We start from the raw sequence: 16,090 nt of genomic DNA, 5'->3' as shown, positions 1-16,090 counted from the left end.
CCGCCTGAACGTGCTACCGCGGTCGACTTACTCGTCGCCGCCTTCGTCCATCTGCTGCATCTGCTGCATCTGCTGCTGCTGCATCTGCTGTTGCATCTGCTGGGCCTGCTGTTCGAGCTCCGAGCTCTCGGATTCGAGTTCGGCGATGTCCTCGCGGACCTCGTCGATGCGGTCGTCCAGCGCGTCCTGCTTCGTGCGAAGGGCGTCGACCGCGTCGTCGGCGGACTGCTCGGCCGCGAAGTCGCCGCCGAGACCGACGATGACCTCGTCGATGTCCTGGACCTCCGCGCGGACGTAGGCGCCGCCGCCGAGCGGGACCTGAACCGTCGAGCCGCTTTCGAGGGTCTGAATCGCCTCGATCGCCTCGTCGATCTCGGTCTGTTCGGTCTGGAGGTCGTCGACCTGAGACTCCAGCTCTTCGATCTCCTCGTCGATGGCCTGCAGTTCCTGGGAGAGCTGCTGGAGTTGCTGCTGACCGCCACCCATCATGCTGCGGCCTCCTCGGCCTCGGCGACCTCGCCGAGCTCGATCTGCGTGCGCTTCAGACCGTGTTGGCTGCCGATGTTCGCGTACACGCGTTCGCGGGCGACGTCCTCGTTGGGCGCCTCCACGCTCGTTGTGAACTCGCTGAACCCATCGCGGCTCTGGAACCGGCCGCTCACAGTAAACTGACTCATACCGCTTGATTCCCGAGCGAGCGGGAAGTATCTTCCTACTCGGGATCCGGAGGATTGACCCGAGTCGCGCCGTGAGAATGGCTCTCAGCGTCGTGAGCGATCGATGATGCGAGGGACGCGTCGAAGGATGCGGGTCGAGAGGGCCGGCCGCTCACTCGAGATAACCGAGCGCGTCCTCGATCCGGCTCAGTTCGGGGCCGGTGGTGTCCTCGCCGGCGACGTAGCCGGCCTCGTTGGCGACCAGACCGGAACCGACGAGCGGCGCGCCGTAGTTGACCGTGCCGATGTCCGCGCGGACGTCGAGGTGCGATTCGAGCGCTTCGAGTTCCGGTTCGCGGGACTTCGGGTGACACAGCGCGCCCTCGTTGGTCGCGACGGCGGCCGTCCCGACGGTCTGGACGTCCGCGAGCGAGCCGTGCTCGACGGGGACATCCAGCGTCGATTCGACGACGCCGACCGCCTCTGCGGAGAGTTCCGGGTGGACGTACGCGCCGTAGTCGTTCGCGAGGACGACGTTGCCGGCGGCGTTGATTCGACCGGGCAGTTCGGCGACCGGCACCTCCGCCGCCGACTCGATCGCCTCCTTCTCGCGCTCGGTGGCGCGACTCGTCACGAGGATCCCGTTCTCGTTGCCGGTCGCGAGTGCGCCGACGGTCCCGGAGCCGCCGACGGTGGTCGCGACTGCCGGAACGTCGAGTTCCTCGGTCATCGCGTCGACGACGTCGGATTCGGCGTCCGAACGGACGATGAGAACGTGATCCGTCGCGCGGGCGAACACGCCGACGTACGGCGACCCGGCGAAGGAGGCGCGGAGCACGCTACTCTGCGATCTCCGCCTCGACGATGGACTCGCCGTCCTCGTCGAACCGGGCGGCGCGGACGCGGAGCTTGCTCGGCGGCTTCTGCTTGCCGCGGGCCCACACTGTCTCGTTGAGCGAGGGGTCCAGGCGGACGGCGTCTTCGTCCACCTTGAAGTGCTTCGCGAGGTGCTCTCGGATCAGGGACATCGCTCGTCCGGCGCGTTCGTGGCCGGGGACCGCCTTGACGTCCCGAAGCGGTACCGTGACGACGCGCTCTTCGAAGTCGCTGGCGCTCATCCTTACTCGTCCGTGTTACTGCGACGCCAGTTGCGGCGCTTGGGGTTTCGCGTGACTTCCATATCCGTCTTCATCATCACCCAGGCCGGAACGCGCGTGTTCTGGCGCTCCAGTTTGGCCAGGCGCTTCTTCTTGGCCTTCGATTTCTTACCCATAGTGGTCGCTTCTACCCCCGGACCGCATAAAATCTTGTTCCTTCGGGGCTGCCGGCCGTGCGAGCGTGTACCACTCGCTTCTGTTTCGGCTCGGTCCGATGCGGCTCAGTCCGATGCGGCTCGTTCGATGCGCCGACGGCGACCCGAGCGAGCCGAAGTCGAGACGTTCAACACGGCCGGACACCTTCAATCGGTTGATGCGCACGCGCACGCCCCTCGTCTTTCTTCTCGTCGCCGCGATCTGGGGCACCGGATTCACGGCGACCGAGATCGGCCTCAGATCGCTGCCGCCGGCCCTCTTCGCGGCGCTCCGGTTCGATCTGGCCGCGGTCCTCCTCTTCGGTCTCGCCGTCTGGCGCGGGAACCGGCTCCGCCCCGCCAGCCGCGGGGAGTGGTGGCCGATCCTGACCGGCGGCGTCCTCCTGATCGGCGTCCACCACGCGCTGCTGTTCGCCGGCCAGCAGTACGTTCCGAGCACCGTCGCCGCCGTACTCCTCGGGCTCATTCCGGTCGTCACGCCCGCGCTGACGCGACTGTCGACCGCCCGGAAGCGACTCACGCCGATCGGCCTCTTCGGCGTCGGACTCGGCTTTCTCGGCGTCGTCACGATCGCGAACCCCGACCCGTCGAACCTCCTCGGCTCGGACCTCCGGGGGGTCGCGCTCGTCCTCGGGTCCGCGCTCGCCTTCGCGTTCGGCGCGGTGTTGACCCACGATGCGGAGGCCACGATGCCGATGCTGGCCGAACAGGCCTGGATGATGCTCGTCGGCGCGGTCGTCCTCCACGCGACGAGCGCACTCCTGCCCGGCGAGTCGCTGTCGGCCGTCCTCTGGACCGTCGACGGGGTCCTCGCCGTCGTCTACCTCGCCGTCGTCGCCGGCGCCGCCGGGTTCGCGCTGTACTTCTGGCTCCTGCGCCGCGTCGGCCCGATCGAGGTGAGCCTCCTGGAGTACGTGATTCCGATCGTCGCCGCCGTCGCCGGCTGGGCCGCCCTCGGCGAGGCGCTCGCACCGACGACTGTCGCCGGGTTCGTGGTCATCTTCGCGGGGTTCCTCCTCGTCAAGCGCGGGGCCGTCCGGAACGCGCTCCGACGGTGGCGAGACGGTACGACGCCGCACACGCAGCGGGCGGACTGAGGCGCTTCACCGGGCGAATTGAGGCGCTTCACCGATCGAACCGGATGTCTCCGGGCGAACTGAGGCGTTTCACCGGGGGAACCGAGTACCACCGGGCGGACCGAGGGCGTCCACGAATGCCCGGATCCGTCTCACAACTCGAACGACGCGACCGTCTCGTACTCGGGGCCCGCTTCGGTCAGCGTGCTCTCCTTCAGCCGAATCTCCCCGACGCGGAACGCCCCGAGGTCCGGGTCGGTCTCGCGGACGACGCGCTGGACGAGATCCTTCCCGCGGGCGTCGTCCATCCGCGCGATCGTGACGTGCGGCGTGAACTCGTGGTCGTCGCCCTCGAAGCCGAGCGCGGTGAGTTCTTCTGACACGGCGTCGTGCAGCCGCGTCGTCTCCGCCGCGCCCCCGCCGTCGCGGACGCCGACCCAGACGACGCTGATGTACTCCGGGGATGGGAAGACGCCGAAGCCGCCGACGCGGAGCTCGAAGGGGTCGACGCCGGCGTCGTCGACCGCCCGCTCCAGCGCGTCCTCGATCGCGATCACGCGGTCCGGATCGGTGTCGCCCAGGAAGAACAGCGTCAGGTGCGCCTGTGTGGGATCGACGAAGCGCAGTCCCTCGGCCTCGGCGATGCGCTCCTGCGCGTCGGCGACGGCCTCGGCGAGGCGGTCCGGGAGGTCGATGCTGACGAACAGTCGCATACCGGACCGTACGCGTCGCGAGACGTTAAACCACCGCGTGACGCAGTGCTTAACCGTCCCGGCCGAGAAACGAGAGGTATGACAGACGGCGAGCGAGACGACCACGAGTTCTCCTCGGGGCAGGGCTTCGACGAGGACTACGAGGAGTTCACACTCGACCCGCCGGAGTTGAAGGTCGACCCGACGAAGGTCGACCCCGTCGACACGCGGGTCCTCACCGACGAACTCGACAGGCGAAACGTCGCCTCCGACCAGGTCGACGTCGAGCAACTCGTCGACGTCGGGCTCTCGTATATGCAGATCAACCGCTTCGAGGAGGCCACCGAGACCTTCGAGCGCGCGGCGCGCTTCGCCGACGAGGAGTCGCTCGAAGCGCAGGAGGCCTGGGTAAACAAGGGCGCGGCCCACGCCGAGTTGGAGGAGTGGGACGAGGCCATCGGCGCGTATCGGGAGGCGCTCCGCGCCAACGAGGAGTCCGAACACGCCGCGTCGGCGGAGACGAACCTCGCCTACGCGCTCTGGAACGCCGGCGAGATCGAGGCGGCGCTGCACCACGCCGAGCGCGCCGTCGAGATCGACCCGCGCTTCCCGCAGGCGTGGTACAACCGCGGGTTCTTCCTCGCCGAACGCGGGCTCAACGAGGAGGCCGTCAACGCCTTCGACAACGCCATCCGCCTCGGGATGCGCACCGCCGACGTCCTCGAAGAGAAGGCTCGCGCGCTGGAGGAACTCGGCGAGGACGAACAGGCCGAGGAGGTCCAGCAGCAGGCGAACGAACTGCGTCAGGAACGCGAACAGGAGATGCTGCAACAGCAGCAAGGACAGCAGAGGCAGCCGCAAGAGCGCCAGCAGCGCCGGTGATGCTCCTCCGCGAACGACAGACGTCGGACGGCCTGCTCGTCTCCGTCTGCGACCCCGAGTGCCTGGGCGAGACCTACTCGGAGGGCGAGATCGAACTCGACGTGACCGAGGCGTTCTACGGCGGCGAGCAGGCCCGGGACGCCGATGCGGAGACCGTCGTCGACAGCCTCACCCGCGCCAGCGTCGCCAACCTGGTCGGCGAGCGCGCCGTCACCGTCGCGATCGACGCCGGCATCGTCGACGAGGAGCGCGTGCTCTCGGTCGACGGCACGCTGCACGCGCAGTTGCTGTGGATGTAGAAAACGCCCCCACCTTTTTGCTGACTCGGGTGCGCCTCCGGCGCACCGCTCGTTGCAAAAAGCTGGACCAAAAAGACGCCGCTCGCTCGGCCTTCGGCCTCGCTCGCGGAAGAACATCCTGGAAACAGAGGACGAGACAGCTACTCTACAAGGGGGATTTTATCTACAGATCTCCGGATCGGCTGAAAAATAGACGCCACTTGCGGAACAGATAGTTCGTCTCATACCTTCTGAAAGTACGATCTTGTAACCAACACCGGTTGCATTCGCCCGCCCAGACCGAAGCCGTGTTAGTGCTGCAGCCGTTATCAGACCCCAATGAGAACGCAGGAACAGTATCCGATCGACGTGGAAGCCATCCGCGAGGACTTCCCGATTCTCGATCGACAGGTCGGCGGCGACATCGAGACCCCGGGCGAGGGTCCCGACGACACCCGGCCGCTCGTCTACCTCGACAACGCCGCGACCAGTCAGACGCCGAAGCCCGTCGTCGAGTCCATCGTCGACTACTACTACGGGTACAACTCGAACGTCCACCGCGGCATCCACCACCTGAGCCAGGAGGCCTCCGTCGCCTACGAGGCGGCCCACGACCGCGTCGCGGAGTTCATCGGCGCCGAGGGGCGTGAGGAGATCGTCTTCACGAAGAACACCACCGAGTCGCTGAACCTCGTCGCCTACGCGTGGGGACTCGCCGAGTTGGGGCCGGGCGATACGGTCGTCCTGACCGAGATGGAACACCACGCCTCTTTGGTCACCTGGCAGCAGATCGCGAAGAAGACCGGCGCGAGCGTCGAGTACATTCGGGTCGACGACGACGGCCGGCTGGATATGGATCACGCCGCCGAACTGATCGACGACTCGACCGCGATGGTCTCGGCCGTGCACGTCTCGAACACGCTCGGGACGGTCGTCCCGGTCGGCGACCTGGCGGACCTGGCGCACGACCACGACGCGTACGTCTTCGTCGACGGCGCGCAGTCGGTCCCGACCCGTCCCGTGGACGTCGGCGAGATCGACGCCGACTTCCTCGCGTTCTCGGGGCACAAGATGCTCGGGCCGACCGGCATCGGCGTGCTCTACGGGAAAGAAGAGATCCTCGACTCGATGCAGCCGTACCTCTACGGCGGCGAGATGATCCGCAGCGTCACCTACGAGGACTCGACGTGGGAGGACCTCCCCTGGAAGTTCGAGGCCGGCACGCCGGTCATCGCGCAGGGGATTGCCCTGCACGCCGCGATCGACTACCTCGACGAGATCGGGATGGAGCGCGTCCAGGCTCACGAGGAACTGCTCGCGGCGTACGCCTACGACCGGCTGACCGAGTTCGACGACGTCGAGGTCTACGGCCCGCCCGGCGACGACCGCGGCGGACTGGTCGCGTTCAACCTCGACGGCGTGCACGCCCACGACCTCTCGAGCATCCTCAACGACCACGGCGTCGCGATCCGCGCCGGCGACCACTGTACCCAGCCGTTACACGACAAACTCGGCGTGCCCGCCTCGACCCGCGCGTCGTTCTACGTGTACAACGAGAAGTCCGAGATCGACGCGCTCGTCGACGCTGTCGACGACGCCCGGCAGCTGTTCGCCTGACAGACGGAAATCACGGCTCTCGTCTCCCAAAGCCCGCGTCTTCGCATCCGGGGCGTTGTGACCCTCTCGCGTTGCTGTCCCCGAAACACTTAGTGACAGCCGCGTGACGCCACGACATCGATGACCACAGCAGGCGGGTTCGTTTTCCAGACGATCCAACGGGCGATCAACGAGTTCGGGGCGGGGATACAGCAGGCCGCGCCGAAGCTCCTCACGGGAGCCGTCTTTCTCCTGCTGGCGTACGTCGGAATCCGACTGGTGACCGGCGCGCTCGGCCGGGCGCTCGCGGCGATCTACCCCGACGAACAGGGTCTCATCGTCGATCTCGGCGTGACGCTCGTCGGGATCTTCCTGTGGTTCGGAGCCGCGCTGACGCTGCTCGAGATCCTCGGGATGGGCGAGATCGCGGCGAGTCTCGGGACTGCGGCCGGCTTCGTCGCGCTCGGCGTCTCCTACGCGCTCTCGAACATGATCGCCGACACCGTCGCGGGGGTGTACCTGCTCCGCGATCCGGACTTCAACCCCGGCGACGAGGTGAAATCTGACCCGGTCACCGGCGTCGTGACCGCGATCGAACTGCGGAAGACGCGCTTTCGAGACGAAGAGGGGCGGACCGTCGTCGTCGCGAACCGCGACGTCGAGAAGAAGTGGACGCAGTTGGACGCCGGTCACGACGCCGACACGTCGGACTGACTCTTCGCCTTGATCGACGCGTGTTAGCACTCATCATATGCTTTTTATTATGCTTGTGAGCGTCTGAAAACTATGGATGCAAGATTTCTCCGCGGCGACGGTCGATGGATCGCCGCGCTGATCGCGCTGCTCGTCGTGACGAGCGGCATTACTAGTGCGCAGTCGGATCAGCCCGACTGGGCCGACTCGACGTTCGAGGAGTTCGAGGGAATGGTCTCGGTCTACAACGAGTCGATCACGAGCGTCGACTTGGGCATCGCGGGCGACCAGTTGCAGGGCGAGACGGTGAATCTCGCCGTGACCGACGCCGACGGGGCGACGGCGACGTTCTCGTTCCGACTGGACGGGCAGTTGCGGATGACGGAACTCGATCAGGGCGAGCGCTCGGACGCGACGCTGCGGATGTCGACCGACCGCGAAACCCTCAACGAGACGCTGAACGCGGAGAACCCTGCGGTCGTCTTCCGGGACGCGGTCGCGGACGGTGACATCTCCCTGTCCGGCATCGGCGCTACCAACGCCGTCAAGTGGACCGTAATCAACACGCTGGCGGACCTGGGTCGAAGCCTGGGACTGTTCTGATCCTCCGTCGACCGCGGCGCGAACGCGGCCAGCTGCCGTCGACGGGCTTCACGAGGGGACCACTGGCGGAACCCTTTTGCGCGACACCGCCGTATCCCCGCCAACGATGGGAATGGGCTCGGATATGTATCGGCAGCAGATTCTGGATCACTACAAGAACCCCCGGAACAAGGGCGAGATGTCCGATCCGGACTTCTCACACACCGGGGAGAACCCCTCCTGCGGCGATACGATCACGGTGAACGTCAGACTCGAAGACGACGACGAGACCATCGAGTACGTGACGTTCACCGGCGACGGCTGTGCGATCAGCCAGGCCTCCGCGAGTATGCTCTCGGAGAAACTCCGGGGACTGACGCTGTCGGAACTCGACGCGATGGACACCGACGACGTGACGGAGATGCTCGGCGTCGACATCTCCCCGATGCGGATCAAGTGCGCCGTGCTCGCCCGGCAGGTGGCCCAGGACGGCGCGAAGATTCACGAGGGCGACGTCGATATCGACGAGACGACGACTGAGGAGTAGACACCCTCCTCACCGTCACCGTAGCTCACTCCGGCTTTTCACTGTCCTCCATCAGGGACGAGACGATGAGTCGCTTGATTCCGCGTCGAAGGAGACCACTGGCTGCGGGTTGGGAGATATCCAGGGTGGCCGCGACCTCGCTGAGCGTCGCGTTCCGCGGTTCTTCGAAATATCCCGTTTCGACTGCGACGAGGAGGGCTTCTCGTTGGCTGTCGGTCAACCCAGCGTCCGTATCCCCTAAACTGGCGTATTCGTTCACGCGCAGTAACTCGATATCGATACCGTTCTGCTGTGCATAGTCCCAGAGGTGGACGAGATCCGTCCGCTCGGGCATCCATATAGTGAGGATCCAAGCGCTCCCGTCGTTCTCCATATCGAGGATGACCCCGTTCGCCGCCGAAATTATCGGTGAAAGGATCTTCGCTTCGTCTGTGTACTCGAAGCTGTAGATCGCCTTCTCGTCTCTGGTTTCACTGACTCGCTCGAACTCGCCGATGGTCCTATCGTTCCGCAGTCCGTCTTCGAACTGGCCGAAGTCGGACGACTCGATGTGATAGAAGAATTTTCCCGACGTCGGGTCAGTTCCTGCCTCCGACACCGACTTGACTTTCGAGCTCCTGTCGTGCGTGACTGTTTCTGTGAGAACTATGTCGGGGTGCTCGACTTGGACGACCGCTTTAATATCACTCATTGTTCAGGAGGGTAGGCGCGTACTGCGCTACGCTGTACAATTACGTACGTCTGCGACGCGCAGTGACATCTACATTGCGATGTATGCGACCGGGGTTTTGCCGGCGGTCGCCCGGTGGCTTACCCGCGTCGGTCGTGAGTGCTGCGGACGAGTCGCGTCTCGGAGTCGTACTCTGCCGAGTTCGTCACGGCTCGGCTTCGGAGAAAACGGTTCTCACTCGTCCATACGGTCCCTGGCGTGTATCTTGGCCTGCTCGCGAGCGCTGGGATTGACCGACTCTTTGAACGGCACCTTCGCCAGCGTCGCATAGACGGGTTCGCCGGGCGTCTCGGCGTACTCGTCCGGGAGGTGTACCTCGAACTCCAGGTCGATGTCGGCGTCGTAGATCGAGTCGTCGAGCGGCACGTCGGTCGCGGACTGCAGTTTCTCCGCTGGCACGAATCCGAGGCCCAGGTTGGCCTCGAGATCCGGATTCCATCCCGCAGACGTCAGGTATCCACACTCCTCGCCCGTCTCCGGGTCCGAAACGAGCCAGTAATCCGAGGCCCACTCCAGAATCGGGTCGCCTGCCATTTTCAGCCCGACCAGTTTGTGCGTGAACGGGAACTCGCCGTTTTCGATGGCTTCCTTCTGGCGTTCCAGTTCGGCTTTGCCGACGTAGTCCGCGTCCTTGTCGTCGGGGACCTGATAGCCGAGATTGACTTGGAACGGCGACGTCTCGTGGTCCATATCCTGTCCCAGCGACAGGATTCCGGCAGCGATCCGCCGCCGACCGTTTACCGGCGCCGCGGCACCGCCGTGGTCCTTGACCGTTTCGAGTACCGGGTTCCACACTGCTTCGGCGTTCGTCGTCGCCTCGCGGACGTAGATCTCGAACCCCGCCTCTCCGGAGAAGCCCGTTTGGCTCACTAACACGGGGACGTCGTTGATAGTCGCTTCCAACAGCCCGTAGTACGGCACGTCTTCGACCGGGTCATCGATGAGCGACTCGATCACGTCGGGCGATTTCGGGCCCTGAATCTGCATCGGCGAGACGTCGATCTCGTCGATGTCGACCGCGAAGTCGTTCCCGACCGTGACACCTTGCAACCACTGCAACAGGTCGGCGTCGGCGATGGAGAACCAGAACTCGTCCTCCTCGGGTCGTAACAGGACGAAGTCGTTGAGGATACCGCCGTCGTAGTTGCAGCAGATGGCGTACTTGCCACGCATCGGCTCGATGTCGGTCGCGTCCCGCGTGATGACGTAGTTGACGAACGACTCGGCGTCGGGGCCTTTGACGCGAATCTGGCGCTCGACCGCGACGTCCCACAGCGCGACGTCGTTGACCAGCAGGTCGTACTCGGCTTTCGACCCGCCGTCCTCGGGGTCGATGAACGCCCGAGGGTGATACATATGGTTGTACACCGTCGCCTCGTGGCAGCCCTCCTCGACGGAGAGGTGCCAGAACGGGGACTTGCGGACCCGGTTCGAGATCACGAGGTCGACGTCTGCGTCGCCAGTTTGACGCAGATTCCTGGGAACGGTGCGATCCGATTGGTCCACACTGTGGTGGTTCGGATGGTGTTGCTCTCTCGACATTAGAGAGCTATTTCCGTGGTCCGACGTGGTGGTTGAACAGCGCCGCCCAGATCCGCTCGAGTCGACTGGTTATGAACGATGGGCTGGCCCCAGCGGGGAGGTAGTATTCTGTTTCACTCGCGCTGTCCTGATCGTCGCTGTGGACTCTCTGTGGCATACAACTGAATAGAAGTCCCGTACCCGCATTGGTTTGTAGCTTAACCGTATAAGACATTTATACCGAGCGTCGAAGATCCCCCCCTTCTCGACGACTTCCGCACACCGGTCAGGACGCCGTGCGAACGATTATATTATGTGAAATTTGCCATTTTCCGCCGTGAGACGCGCCGCGTCTCAGACGCCTTGCTTCGTTTCGGCCGGCGAGACAGGTTCCTGCGCCGTGGGGTGCGCGGGACTCCCCGTGGAAAATGGGTGGGAGACCTATTCGGGCTTGAGCCCGCCGTCCTGGACGCGCATCACGGCCTCGCCGTCGGCGAGGTTCGGCGCGTCGACGAGTTTGACGATCCGCTTATCGCCCTTCGACTTCCGGAGATACATCCGGAACGTCGAGGTGTGTCCGAGGATGTTGCCGCCGATCGGCTGGGTCGGGTCGCCGAAGTACGAGTCGGGGTTGGAAGCGACCTGATTCGTCACCAGCACGGCCGTGTTGTAGAGGTCGCCGATGCGCATCAGGTCGTGGAGGTGCTTGTTGAGTTTCTGCTGCCGCTCGGCGAGTTCGCCGCGGCCGACGTACTCCGCCCGGAAGTGCGCGGTGAGCGAGTCGACGCAGAGCAGGCGGACGGGGAACTCCGCCTCTTCGTTGTCGCGGGCGAGCTCTTTGGCCTTCTCCGCCAGCAGGATCTGGTGGTTGGAGTTGAACGCCTTCGCGACGTGGATGTGGTCGAGGAAGCTGTCCAGGAGGTCGTTCATCGTCTCCTCGTCGCCGGGTGACCCCTCGATCTCGCGTCGCTCCAGCAGTTCGGCGATGATCTCGTCGTCGAGGCCGCGGATCATGTCGTCGATCCGCTCTGGTCGGAACGTGTCCTCGGAGTCGATGAAGATGCACGAACCGCCGAGGCCGCCGTGTTCCTCCGGCAGTTGGACGTTGACGGCCATCTGGTGCGTGACCTGCGACTTGCCCGCTCCGAACTCGCCGTACACCTCGGTGATCGACTGCGTCTCGATGCCGCCGCCCAGCAGTTCGTCGACCTCGGGGATCAGCCACGAGAGCTTCCCGATCTTCTCGCGCCGTTCGAGGACGGTCGCGCCCGTCTCGAACCCGCCGATGTCGGCGGCGTCGCGGGCGGCGTTGATGATGTCGGCCGCCGTCGACTCGCCGACGTCGGCGGTGTTGGACATCTCTCCCGGGCTCGCGACGGCGATCGCCTGATAGCTCTCGAATCCCGAGTCGGTCAGTTTGTCTGCTGTCGCGGGGCCCACTCCGGGAAGACTCTCGAGGTCGTCTTCTGGCATTGTATCCGCTTCTGGGTCGGGCTTGCACATAAACCCTCGTTAACACCAAAGTGAAAGTGAAAACGCAGCACGGAACGGCGTGCCGCTGCGAGGCTCTGCGAGGGTTCATATCGGAGGGAGTGCCGACCCGTTACCGCCGAGCGTCCGAACCGGACGCGTCGCCCGCTGGCTACGCGTCGCTCTCGCCGCGAAGGACGGCTACCACGTCGGCACTGGCGGTCGGGACGGCGCGGCACGTCTCGGCGACGACGACGTACTTCGCGGCGTCCCAGCGAATGGAACTGACGGCCACGGCTCCCGAACTGCGTTCGAACCGGTCGTCCGTCCACTGAATCTCCCGCGCGAACTGCGGGAGCGTGGCCTCGGCGACGAGTCCGCCGGCCTCGGCGTCCCGCGCGGCGGCGATGGCGTCGATGGCTTCCGAACGCAGGGCGGCGACGTCCTCGGCCGTCCCGACCGCGACGTCGTCGCCGCCCTCGATTCGTTCGCGGAGGCGTTCGAACGCCCGGACGTACGTGAAGGTGGCCGCCGCGTCGACCGCAGCGCTCGCGAGATGCGGCGCGTCCCCGCCGTCGACGTCCTCGATGCGCCACTGCGCGTCCCTGAGCAGATCCCCGAGCGCAACGACGCCGACGGTCTCGTCGATCTCCCGGTCGACGAGCGACGTTGGGTCGTCGGTCTCGGCCGGCAGCGACTCGCTCCGTCTCCCGAGCCGGTCACGAAGCGTCTCTCGCGTGCTCTCGAACCGTTCTCGGCGGTTGCGCTCGGCGGCGAGGCTCTCCCGGAACCGGTCGTAGAGATACGATGCGACCGCGACGTCGACGCGGGCGCGTTCGACGTCGACCGCGAGGTCCGCGAAGTCGAGGACGTTCCTGCTGGCGTGGTCGAGCGCTCGCTCCCGGAACGACAGCCAGTTTCGCACCCCGCGTATCTCCCGCTCGATCTCGGCGTGGACGACGGCCGCGCGGACCGGGCCGTCGCCGACGTACGACCACCGGGAGGTGAACGCGTCGGCCTGGTCCCGAACCGCCGACTGCGCCTCTCGGAGGTCGGCGACGGTCGCCTCCGACTCGATCGCGCGCCAGGCGGTCAGCACCTCGTGTGCGCTCGTGCGGGCACGGGTCGCGTGCCCGAGCCGTTCGTAGGGCGTTTCGGCGTCCGAGACGGCCCGGACCGACTCCCTCGCGGCGTCGTACTCGCCGTTCAGCCGTTCGCGGATCACCCCGTTCGGGATCTGCTCCTCGTCGAACGGCCCGGGGACGTCGTCGAGCTTCGACTTCGCGGCCGCGCGCTGCTCGTCGACGAACGATGCCTCGATGTCGACCGGAACGGTTTTCGGGACCATCGGTGCGTCGCCCGCGACCAGTTCGGCGAGCGCGTCGCCGTCGATCGTCTCCCGGTTCGAACCGAGGACCCGATCCGCACAGCCGGCGAGCGAGGAGACGCCGACAGCGCCCGTCAACGCGAGAAACTGCCGACGGCCGAGACCCAGCCCGCGACCTCGCGACCGCTCGGGATCTCGGTTCACGCGGACTCACCCTCCGTTCGTTCGCCCGCAGGACGGCGACAGGGACCGCTACCGCTGCTGGATCCGTAGCTCCGGACGTCGTCGGGGTTCAGCGCGGCCGGGATGCGGATGAGGTTCGTCACGAAGTCGTCGGCGTCGGCCTCGCAGGCGACGTCCGCGTCCCGAAGGATCCGCGCGTAGTCGGTCTCGATCTCCGAGTCGGTCCACCGAACCCAGCAGAGCCGTCGCTCGTAGCACTCGGGGACGACGTGCCCCTCGACGTACACCGACTCCGACTCGAAGTCGGTCTCGTCGAGGAGCGCGCGGGCCTCGTCGGCGCCGTCGACGTCCGCGAACGTGAGCGACCCGGCTCGCTCGGCGTCGACGACGAGGTCGTGTTGCCAGTCGTCGAACCGCGGCGTGCCGGCGGTATCGCTCTCCGACGCGTCCGTCTCCGAATCCGGATCCTCGACGATCGGGGCCAGTTCGGAGTTCCGGAGGCTGACGTGCGTCGGATCGGTCAGAGCGTCTTGGGGGGGTTCGACGTTCGGACCCGCGCGGGCGGTGCCTGAAGCGGAACCGCTGCCGCCGCAGCCGGCGAGCGCGGAGGCCCCGAGGACGGCAGCGATCGACTGGAGGAGCCGTCGCCTACTCGGCGAGGGCGCGTTGGAGGGCATCGAGCGAAGCTACTCGGGTGGAGAATAAAATAGCCACGGGAACGGCCACCGCCGATCGCGGCGAGCGTTTACATACGAAGACGGGGCCAGTCCCGACGTGAGCTGAGATCCGCCCCGCGTCGAGCAGCGGTTGTTCGGCACGTCGACGCGGGAGAACCGGTCCGAATCCGGAGTGTCCGGGCAGAAACCGTCGTGCCGACTGTCCGCCAGACCGCTCACTCCCAGGGATGGCCGCCGTCGCGGTCGGGCCACATCGGGTACCAGTAGGACTCGTCGTCCTCCAGTCCCAACTCGCCGTCGAGCATCGACTCCAGCTTGAACTCCAGACGCTGGTCCCGCTCCTTGCCGCGCTTCGGGGCGAACGGGTAGTACGCGCCCCGCCGGAACGAGTAGATCCAGTAGGCGCGGTCGGCGTCGCCGTCGTCGCCACCACGACGGTCTTCGATCCGCTCGAAGCCGAAGACCGCGGCGAGGATCCGCGAGCCGTAGCCCCGCTCGATGAACTCGTCGGCCGCGAAGTGGACGCTCGTCACCAGGTCTTCGGGGTCGTCGTCGCGGAGGACGACCCACTCCCAGCCGTGGCTGTCCTCGCGGAGTTCGAACTCCGTGCCGGTCTCCTCCTCGCCGGCGCGGAGGATCGCCTCGACGTCGTCGACGGTCTCGGCGAAGTCAGTGCTGTCGACGCCCGAGAAACAGAGCGCCGCGGCGCCGACGGAGACGAACCCGAGGTCGGCCTCCATCGTGACGTAGGCGGTGCTCATCCCGAAGAGGTCCTCCGGGTCGGCGTCGCGCGTCGCGTCCGCCTCGGCGTTCGTGCCGAGGACGGTTCGGATCGTGTCGAAGAGTCCCATCAGCGTGTGTCCTCCGGTAGTGACATCTCACCGCGACTCCAGTTCGCGTTCGAGGTTGCGCAGGCGGTCGACGCGCTTCTCGGTCGCCGGGTGGGTGCTGAACAGTCGTCCGATGACGTCGCTCTTCAGCGGCACGATGAAGAACGCGTTCATCTCCGACTGCTCGCGGAGGTCCTCCTTCGGGACCTTGTCCATCCGGCCGTCGATCTTCAGGAGCGCGGAGGCGAGCGCCGAGGGCCGGCCCGTGATGAGCGCACCCCCTCGATCGGCCGCGAACTCGCGGTACCGCGAGAGCGCGCGGATCAGGAAGAACGAGACGATCCAGACGACGAGCGAGGCGACGATGGCGACGAGGAAGCCGCCGCCGCCCTGGCGGTTCCGCCCGCCGCCGAACCAGAAGCCCATCCGGACGATCATGAACGCGACCGTCGAGAGGAACGACGCGATGGTCATCACCATCACGTCGCGGTTCTTCACGTGCGCGAGTTCGTGGGCGATCACGCCTTCCAGTTCGTCGCGGTCGAGCGTCCGGAGGAGGCCGGTCGTCACGCAGACCGTCGACTTTTTCTGCGAACGCCCGGCCGCGAAGGCGTTCGGGACGCGCGAGTCGGCGACGGCGACGGTGGGCTTCGGCAGGTCGGCCTGCTGGCTGAGCCGCGACACCGTCGCGTGAAGCTCCGGATACTCCTCCTCGGAGACCTTCTTCGCGCCCATACTGTACAGCGCCAGTTTGTCGCTGAAGAAGAACTGTGCGAGGACGAACACGCCCATCAGCGGGAGGAAGACGAACGAGTTCGTCTGCCACAGCGCCCCCACGAAGACGAGATAGAGGGCGAAAAGCAGGAACATCGTGAGGACCATCCGGCCCCTGAGTCCCCAGTCGGGTTTCCACTCCATACCCGACCTACGGCTTCGGGGTAATAAACGGTGTTGCAGGAACGGCGGCCGTTCGAGCACGCGCCGAGACAGCACGCCGCATTCGGTTCGCTTCGTCGCGCTTAACCGCCTCGGTCGTCT

20 protein-coding genes are annotated in these 16,090 nt (G+C 66.0%); 7 read left to right on the top strand and 13 right to left on the bottom strand.

The window, feature by feature from the left end; translation table 11 throughout:
* Nucleotides 1-27: 27 nt before the first annotated feature.
* The 5 genes from pfdA to NO360_RS06120 all read right to left on the bottom strand — a co-directional run bounded on the left by pfdA (nucleotide 28) and on the right by NO360_RS06120 (nucleotide 1,929).
* Nucleotides 28-489: a prefoldin subunit alpha gene (gene pfdA / locus NO360_RS06140; protein WP_256306677.1), complete on the bottom strand. Its 462-nt coding sequence runs from the start codon at nucleotides 487-489 to the stop codon at nucleotides 28-30.
* Nucleotides 486-677, bottom strand: a complete 192-nt coding sequence (gene rpl18a / locus NO360_RS06135) for a 50S ribosomal protein L18Ae (protein WP_256306676.1) — start codon at nucleotides 675-677, stop codon at nucleotides 486-488. The genes pfdA and rpl18a overlap by 4 nt, the downstream gene beginning before the upstream one ends.
* A gap of 151 nt (nucleotides 678-828) precedes the next feature.
* Nucleotides 829-1,494, bottom strand: a complete 666-nt coding sequence (locus tag NO360_RS06130) for a translation initiation factor IF-6 (RefSeq protein WP_256306675.1) — start codon at nucleotides 1,492-1,494, stop codon at nucleotides 829-831.
* Between the two features lies 1 nt (nucleotide 1,495).
* Nucleotides 1,496-1,774: a 50S ribosomal protein L31e gene (locus tag NO360_RS06125; protein WP_103991009.1), complete on the bottom strand. Its 279-nt coding sequence runs from the start codon at nucleotides 1,772-1,774 to the stop codon at nucleotides 1,496-1,498.
* A 2-nt stretch (nucleotides 1,775-1,776) separates the two neighbouring features.
* The gene (locus NO360_RS06120; RefSeq protein WP_103991010.1) at nucleotides 1,777-1,929 is read right to left on the bottom strand and encodes a 50S ribosomal protein L39e; all 153 of its coding nucleotides are present in this window, start codon (nucleotides 1,927-1,929) and stop codon (nucleotides 1,777-1,779) included.
* Between the two features lie 194 nt (nucleotides 1,930-2,123).
* Between NO360_RS06120 and NO360_RS06115 the strand changes: the two genes are divergently transcribed.
* On the top strand, nucleotides 2,124-3,065 hold the full coding sequence (locus tag NO360_RS06115; RefSeq protein ID WP_256307115.1) for a DMT family transporter: 942 nt from the start codon (nucleotides 2,124-2,126) through the stop codon (nucleotides 3,063-3,065).
* 131 nt (nucleotides 3,066-3,196) lie between these two features.
* Here NO360_RS06115 and thpR read toward each other — a convergent pair whose 3' ends face one another.
* Nucleotides 3,197-3,757, bottom strand: coding sequence for an RNA 2',3'-cyclic phosphodiesterase (gene thpR, locus NO360_RS06110; RefSeq protein WP_256306671.1), 561 nt, complete (start codon nucleotides 3,755-3,757; stop codon nucleotides 3,197-3,199).
* Nucleotides 3,758-3,835: 78 nt separating this feature from the next.
* Between thpR and NO360_RS06105 the strand changes: the two genes are divergently transcribed.
* The 6 genes from NO360_RS06105 (at nucleotide 3,836) to sufU (ending at nucleotide 8,314) form a co-directional block, all read left to right on the top strand.
* The gene (locus NO360_RS06105) at nucleotides 3,836-4,618 is read left to right on the top strand and encodes a tetratricopeptide repeat protein (RefSeq protein ID WP_256306669.1); all 783 of its coding nucleotides are present in this window, start codon (nucleotides 3,836-3,838) and stop codon (nucleotides 4,616-4,618) included.
* Nucleotides 4,618-4,917 (top strand): DUF424 domain-containing protein, encoded by a 300-nt coding sequence (locus tag NO360_RS06100; RefSeq protein WP_256306667.1) that lies wholly within the window; start codon nucleotides 4,618-4,620, stop codon nucleotides 4,915-4,917. The genes NO360_RS06105 and NO360_RS06100 overlap by 1 nt, the downstream gene beginning before the upstream one ends.
* A gap of 318 nt (nucleotides 4,918-5,235) precedes the next feature.
* Complete coding sequence (gene sufS, locus NO360_RS06095) at nucleotides 5,236-6,513, top strand: bifunctional cysteine desulfurase/selenocysteine lyase SufS (protein WP_256306666.1); 1,278 nt, start codon at nucleotides 5,236-5,238, stop codon at nucleotides 6,511-6,513.
* Between the two features lie 120 nt (nucleotides 6,514-6,633).
* Nucleotides 6,634-7,206 carry a mechanosensitive ion channel domain-containing protein gene (locus tag NO360_RS06090; RefSeq protein ID WP_256306664.1) on the top strand — a complete coding sequence of 191 codons (573 nt, stop codon included), beginning with the start codon at nucleotides 6,634-6,636 and terminating at the stop codon, nucleotides 7,204-7,206.
* 72 nt (nucleotides 7,207-7,278) lie between these two features.
* Complete coding sequence (locus NO360_RS06085) at nucleotides 7,279-7,788, top strand: hypothetical protein (RefSeq protein WP_256306663.1); 510 nt, start codon at nucleotides 7,279-7,281, stop codon at nucleotides 7,786-7,788.
* 106 nt (nucleotides 7,789-7,894) lie between these two features.
* Nucleotides 7,895-8,314 (top strand): Fe-S cluster assembly sulfur transfer protein SufU, encoded by a 420-nt coding sequence (gene sufU / locus NO360_RS06080; protein WP_256306661.1) that lies wholly within the window; start codon nucleotides 7,895-7,897, stop codon nucleotides 8,312-8,314.
* A gap of 25 nt (nucleotides 8,315-8,339) precedes the next feature.
* On the opposite strand, the gene NO360_RS06075 is transcribed toward sufU, so the two are convergent.
* From NO360_RS06075 to htpX, 7 genes are all read right to left on the bottom strand, one after another.
* Nucleotides 8,340-9,005: a helix-turn-helix domain-containing protein gene (locus NO360_RS06075; RefSeq protein ID WP_256306660.1), complete on the bottom strand. Its 666-nt coding sequence runs from the start codon at nucleotides 9,003-9,005 to the stop codon at nucleotides 8,340-8,342.
* 213 nt (nucleotides 9,006-9,218) lie between these two features.
* Nucleotides 9,219-10,586, bottom strand: coding sequence for a glycine cleavage T C-terminal barrel domain-containing protein (locus NO360_RS06070; protein ID WP_256306659.1), 1,368 nt, complete (start codon nucleotides 10,584-10,586; stop codon nucleotides 9,219-9,221).
* A 420-nt stretch (nucleotides 10,587-11,006) separates the two neighbouring features.
* Nucleotides 11,007-12,038 (bottom strand): DNA repair and recombination protein RadA, encoded by a 1,032-nt coding sequence (gene radA, locus NO360_RS06065; protein ID WP_256306658.1) that lies wholly within the window; start codon nucleotides 12,036-12,038, stop codon nucleotides 11,007-11,009.
* Between the two features lie 169 nt (nucleotides 12,039-12,207).
* Nucleotides 12,208-13,566 carry a hypothetical protein gene (locus NO360_RS06060; RefSeq protein ID WP_256306657.1) on the bottom strand — a complete coding sequence of 453 codons (1,359 nt, stop codon included), beginning with the start codon at nucleotides 13,564-13,566 and terminating at the stop codon, nucleotides 12,208-12,210.
* Nucleotides 13,563-14,222 (bottom strand): hypothetical protein, encoded by a 660-nt coding sequence (locus tag NO360_RS06055; protein ID WP_256306656.1) that lies wholly within the window; start codon nucleotides 14,220-14,222, stop codon nucleotides 13,563-13,565. Before NO360_RS06055 ends, NO360_RS06060 begins: the two co-directional genes overlap by 4 nt.
* Nucleotides 14,223-14,437: 215 nt before the next feature.
* Complete coding sequence (gene pspAB / locus NO360_RS06050) at nucleotides 14,438-15,073, bottom strand: PspA-associated protein PspAB (RefSeq protein ID WP_256306654.1); 636 nt, start codon at nucleotides 15,071-15,073, stop codon at nucleotides 14,438-14,440.
* A gap of 27 nt (nucleotides 15,074-15,100) precedes the next feature.
* On the bottom strand, nucleotides 15,101-15,970 hold the full coding sequence (gene htpX / locus NO360_RS06045) for a zinc metalloprotease HtpX (RefSeq protein WP_256306653.1): 870 nt from the start codon (nucleotides 15,968-15,970) through the stop codon (nucleotides 15,101-15,103).
* Nucleotides 15,971-16,090 lie beyond the last annotated feature (120 nt).

Origin of the sequence: Halobellus litoreus, assembly GCF_024464595.1 — an archaeon.
GTDB classification, from domain to species: Archaea; Halobacteriota; Halobacteria; order Halobacteriales; family Haloferacaceae; genus Haloquadratum; species Haloquadratum litoreum.
This window is presented reverse-complemented; position numbering and strand designations above follow the sequence as displayed.

Bases quoted from the DNA above. Each gene is read 5' to 3' on its own strand.
- NO360_RS06055 (WP_256306656.1), bottom strand. From the start codon at position 14,222: ATGCCCTCCAACGCGCCCTCGCCGAGTAGGCGACGGCTCCTCCAGTCG.
- NO360_RS06105 (WP_256306669.1), top strand. From the start codon at position 3,836: ATGACAGACGGCGAGCGAGACGACCACGAGTTCTCCTCGGGGCAGGGC.
- thpR (WP_256306671.1), bottom strand. From the start codon at position 3,757: ATGCGACTGTTCGTCAGCATCGACCTCCCGGACCGCCTCGCCGAGGCC.
- NO360_RS06085 (WP_256306663.1), top strand. From the start codon at position 7,279: ATGGATGCAAGATTTCTCCGCGGCGACGGTCGATGGATCGCCGCGCTG.
- NO360_RS06100 (WP_256306667.1), top strand. From the start codon at position 4,618: ATGCTCCTCCGCGAACGACAGACGTCGGACGGCCTGCTCGTCTCCGTC.
- NO360_RS06070 (WP_256306659.1), bottom strand. From the start codon at position 10,586: ATGTCGAGAGAGCAACACCATCCGAACCACCACAGTGTGGACCAATCG.
- rpl18a (WP_256306676.1), bottom strand. From the start codon at position 677: ATGAGTCAGTTTACTGTGAGCGGCCGGTTCCAGAGCCGCGATGGGTTC.
- radA (WP_256306658.1), bottom strand. From the start codon at position 12,038: ATGCCAGAAGACGACCTCGAGAGTCTTCCCGGAGTGGGCCCCGCGACA.
- NO360_RS06125 (WP_103991009.1), bottom strand. From the start codon at position 1,774: ATGAGCGCCAGCGACTTCGAAGAGCGCGTCGTCACGGTACCGCTTCGG.
- pfdA (WP_256306677.1), bottom strand. From the start codon at position 489: ATGATGGGTGGCGGTCAGCAGCAACTCCAGCAGCTCTCCCAGGAACTG.
- sufS (WP_256306666.1), top strand. From the start codon at position 5,236: ATGAGAACGCAGGAACAGTATCCGATCGACGTGGAAGCCATCCGCGAG.
- NO360_RS06120 (WP_103991010.1), bottom strand. From the start codon at position 1,929: ATGGGTAAGAAATCGAAGGCCAAGAAGAAGCGCCTGGCCAAACTGGAG.
- pspAB (WP_256306654.1), bottom strand. From the start codon at position 15,073: ATGGGACTCTTCGACACGATCCGAACCGTCCTCGGCACGAACGCCGAG.
- htpX (WP_256306653.1), bottom strand. From the start codon at position 15,970: ATGGAGTGGAAACCCGACTGGGGACTCAGGGGCCGGATGGTCCTCACG.
- sufU (WP_256306661.1), top strand. From the start codon at position 7,895: ATGGGAATGGGCTCGGATATGTATCGGCAGCAGATTCTGGATCACTAC.
- NO360_RS06075 (WP_256306660.1), bottom strand. From the start codon at position 9,005: ATGAGTGATATTAAAGCGGTCGTCCAAGTCGAGCACCCCGACATAGTT.
- NO360_RS06090 (WP_256306664.1), top strand. From the start codon at position 6,634: ATGACCACAGCAGGCGGGTTCGTTTTCCAGACGATCCAACGGGCGATC.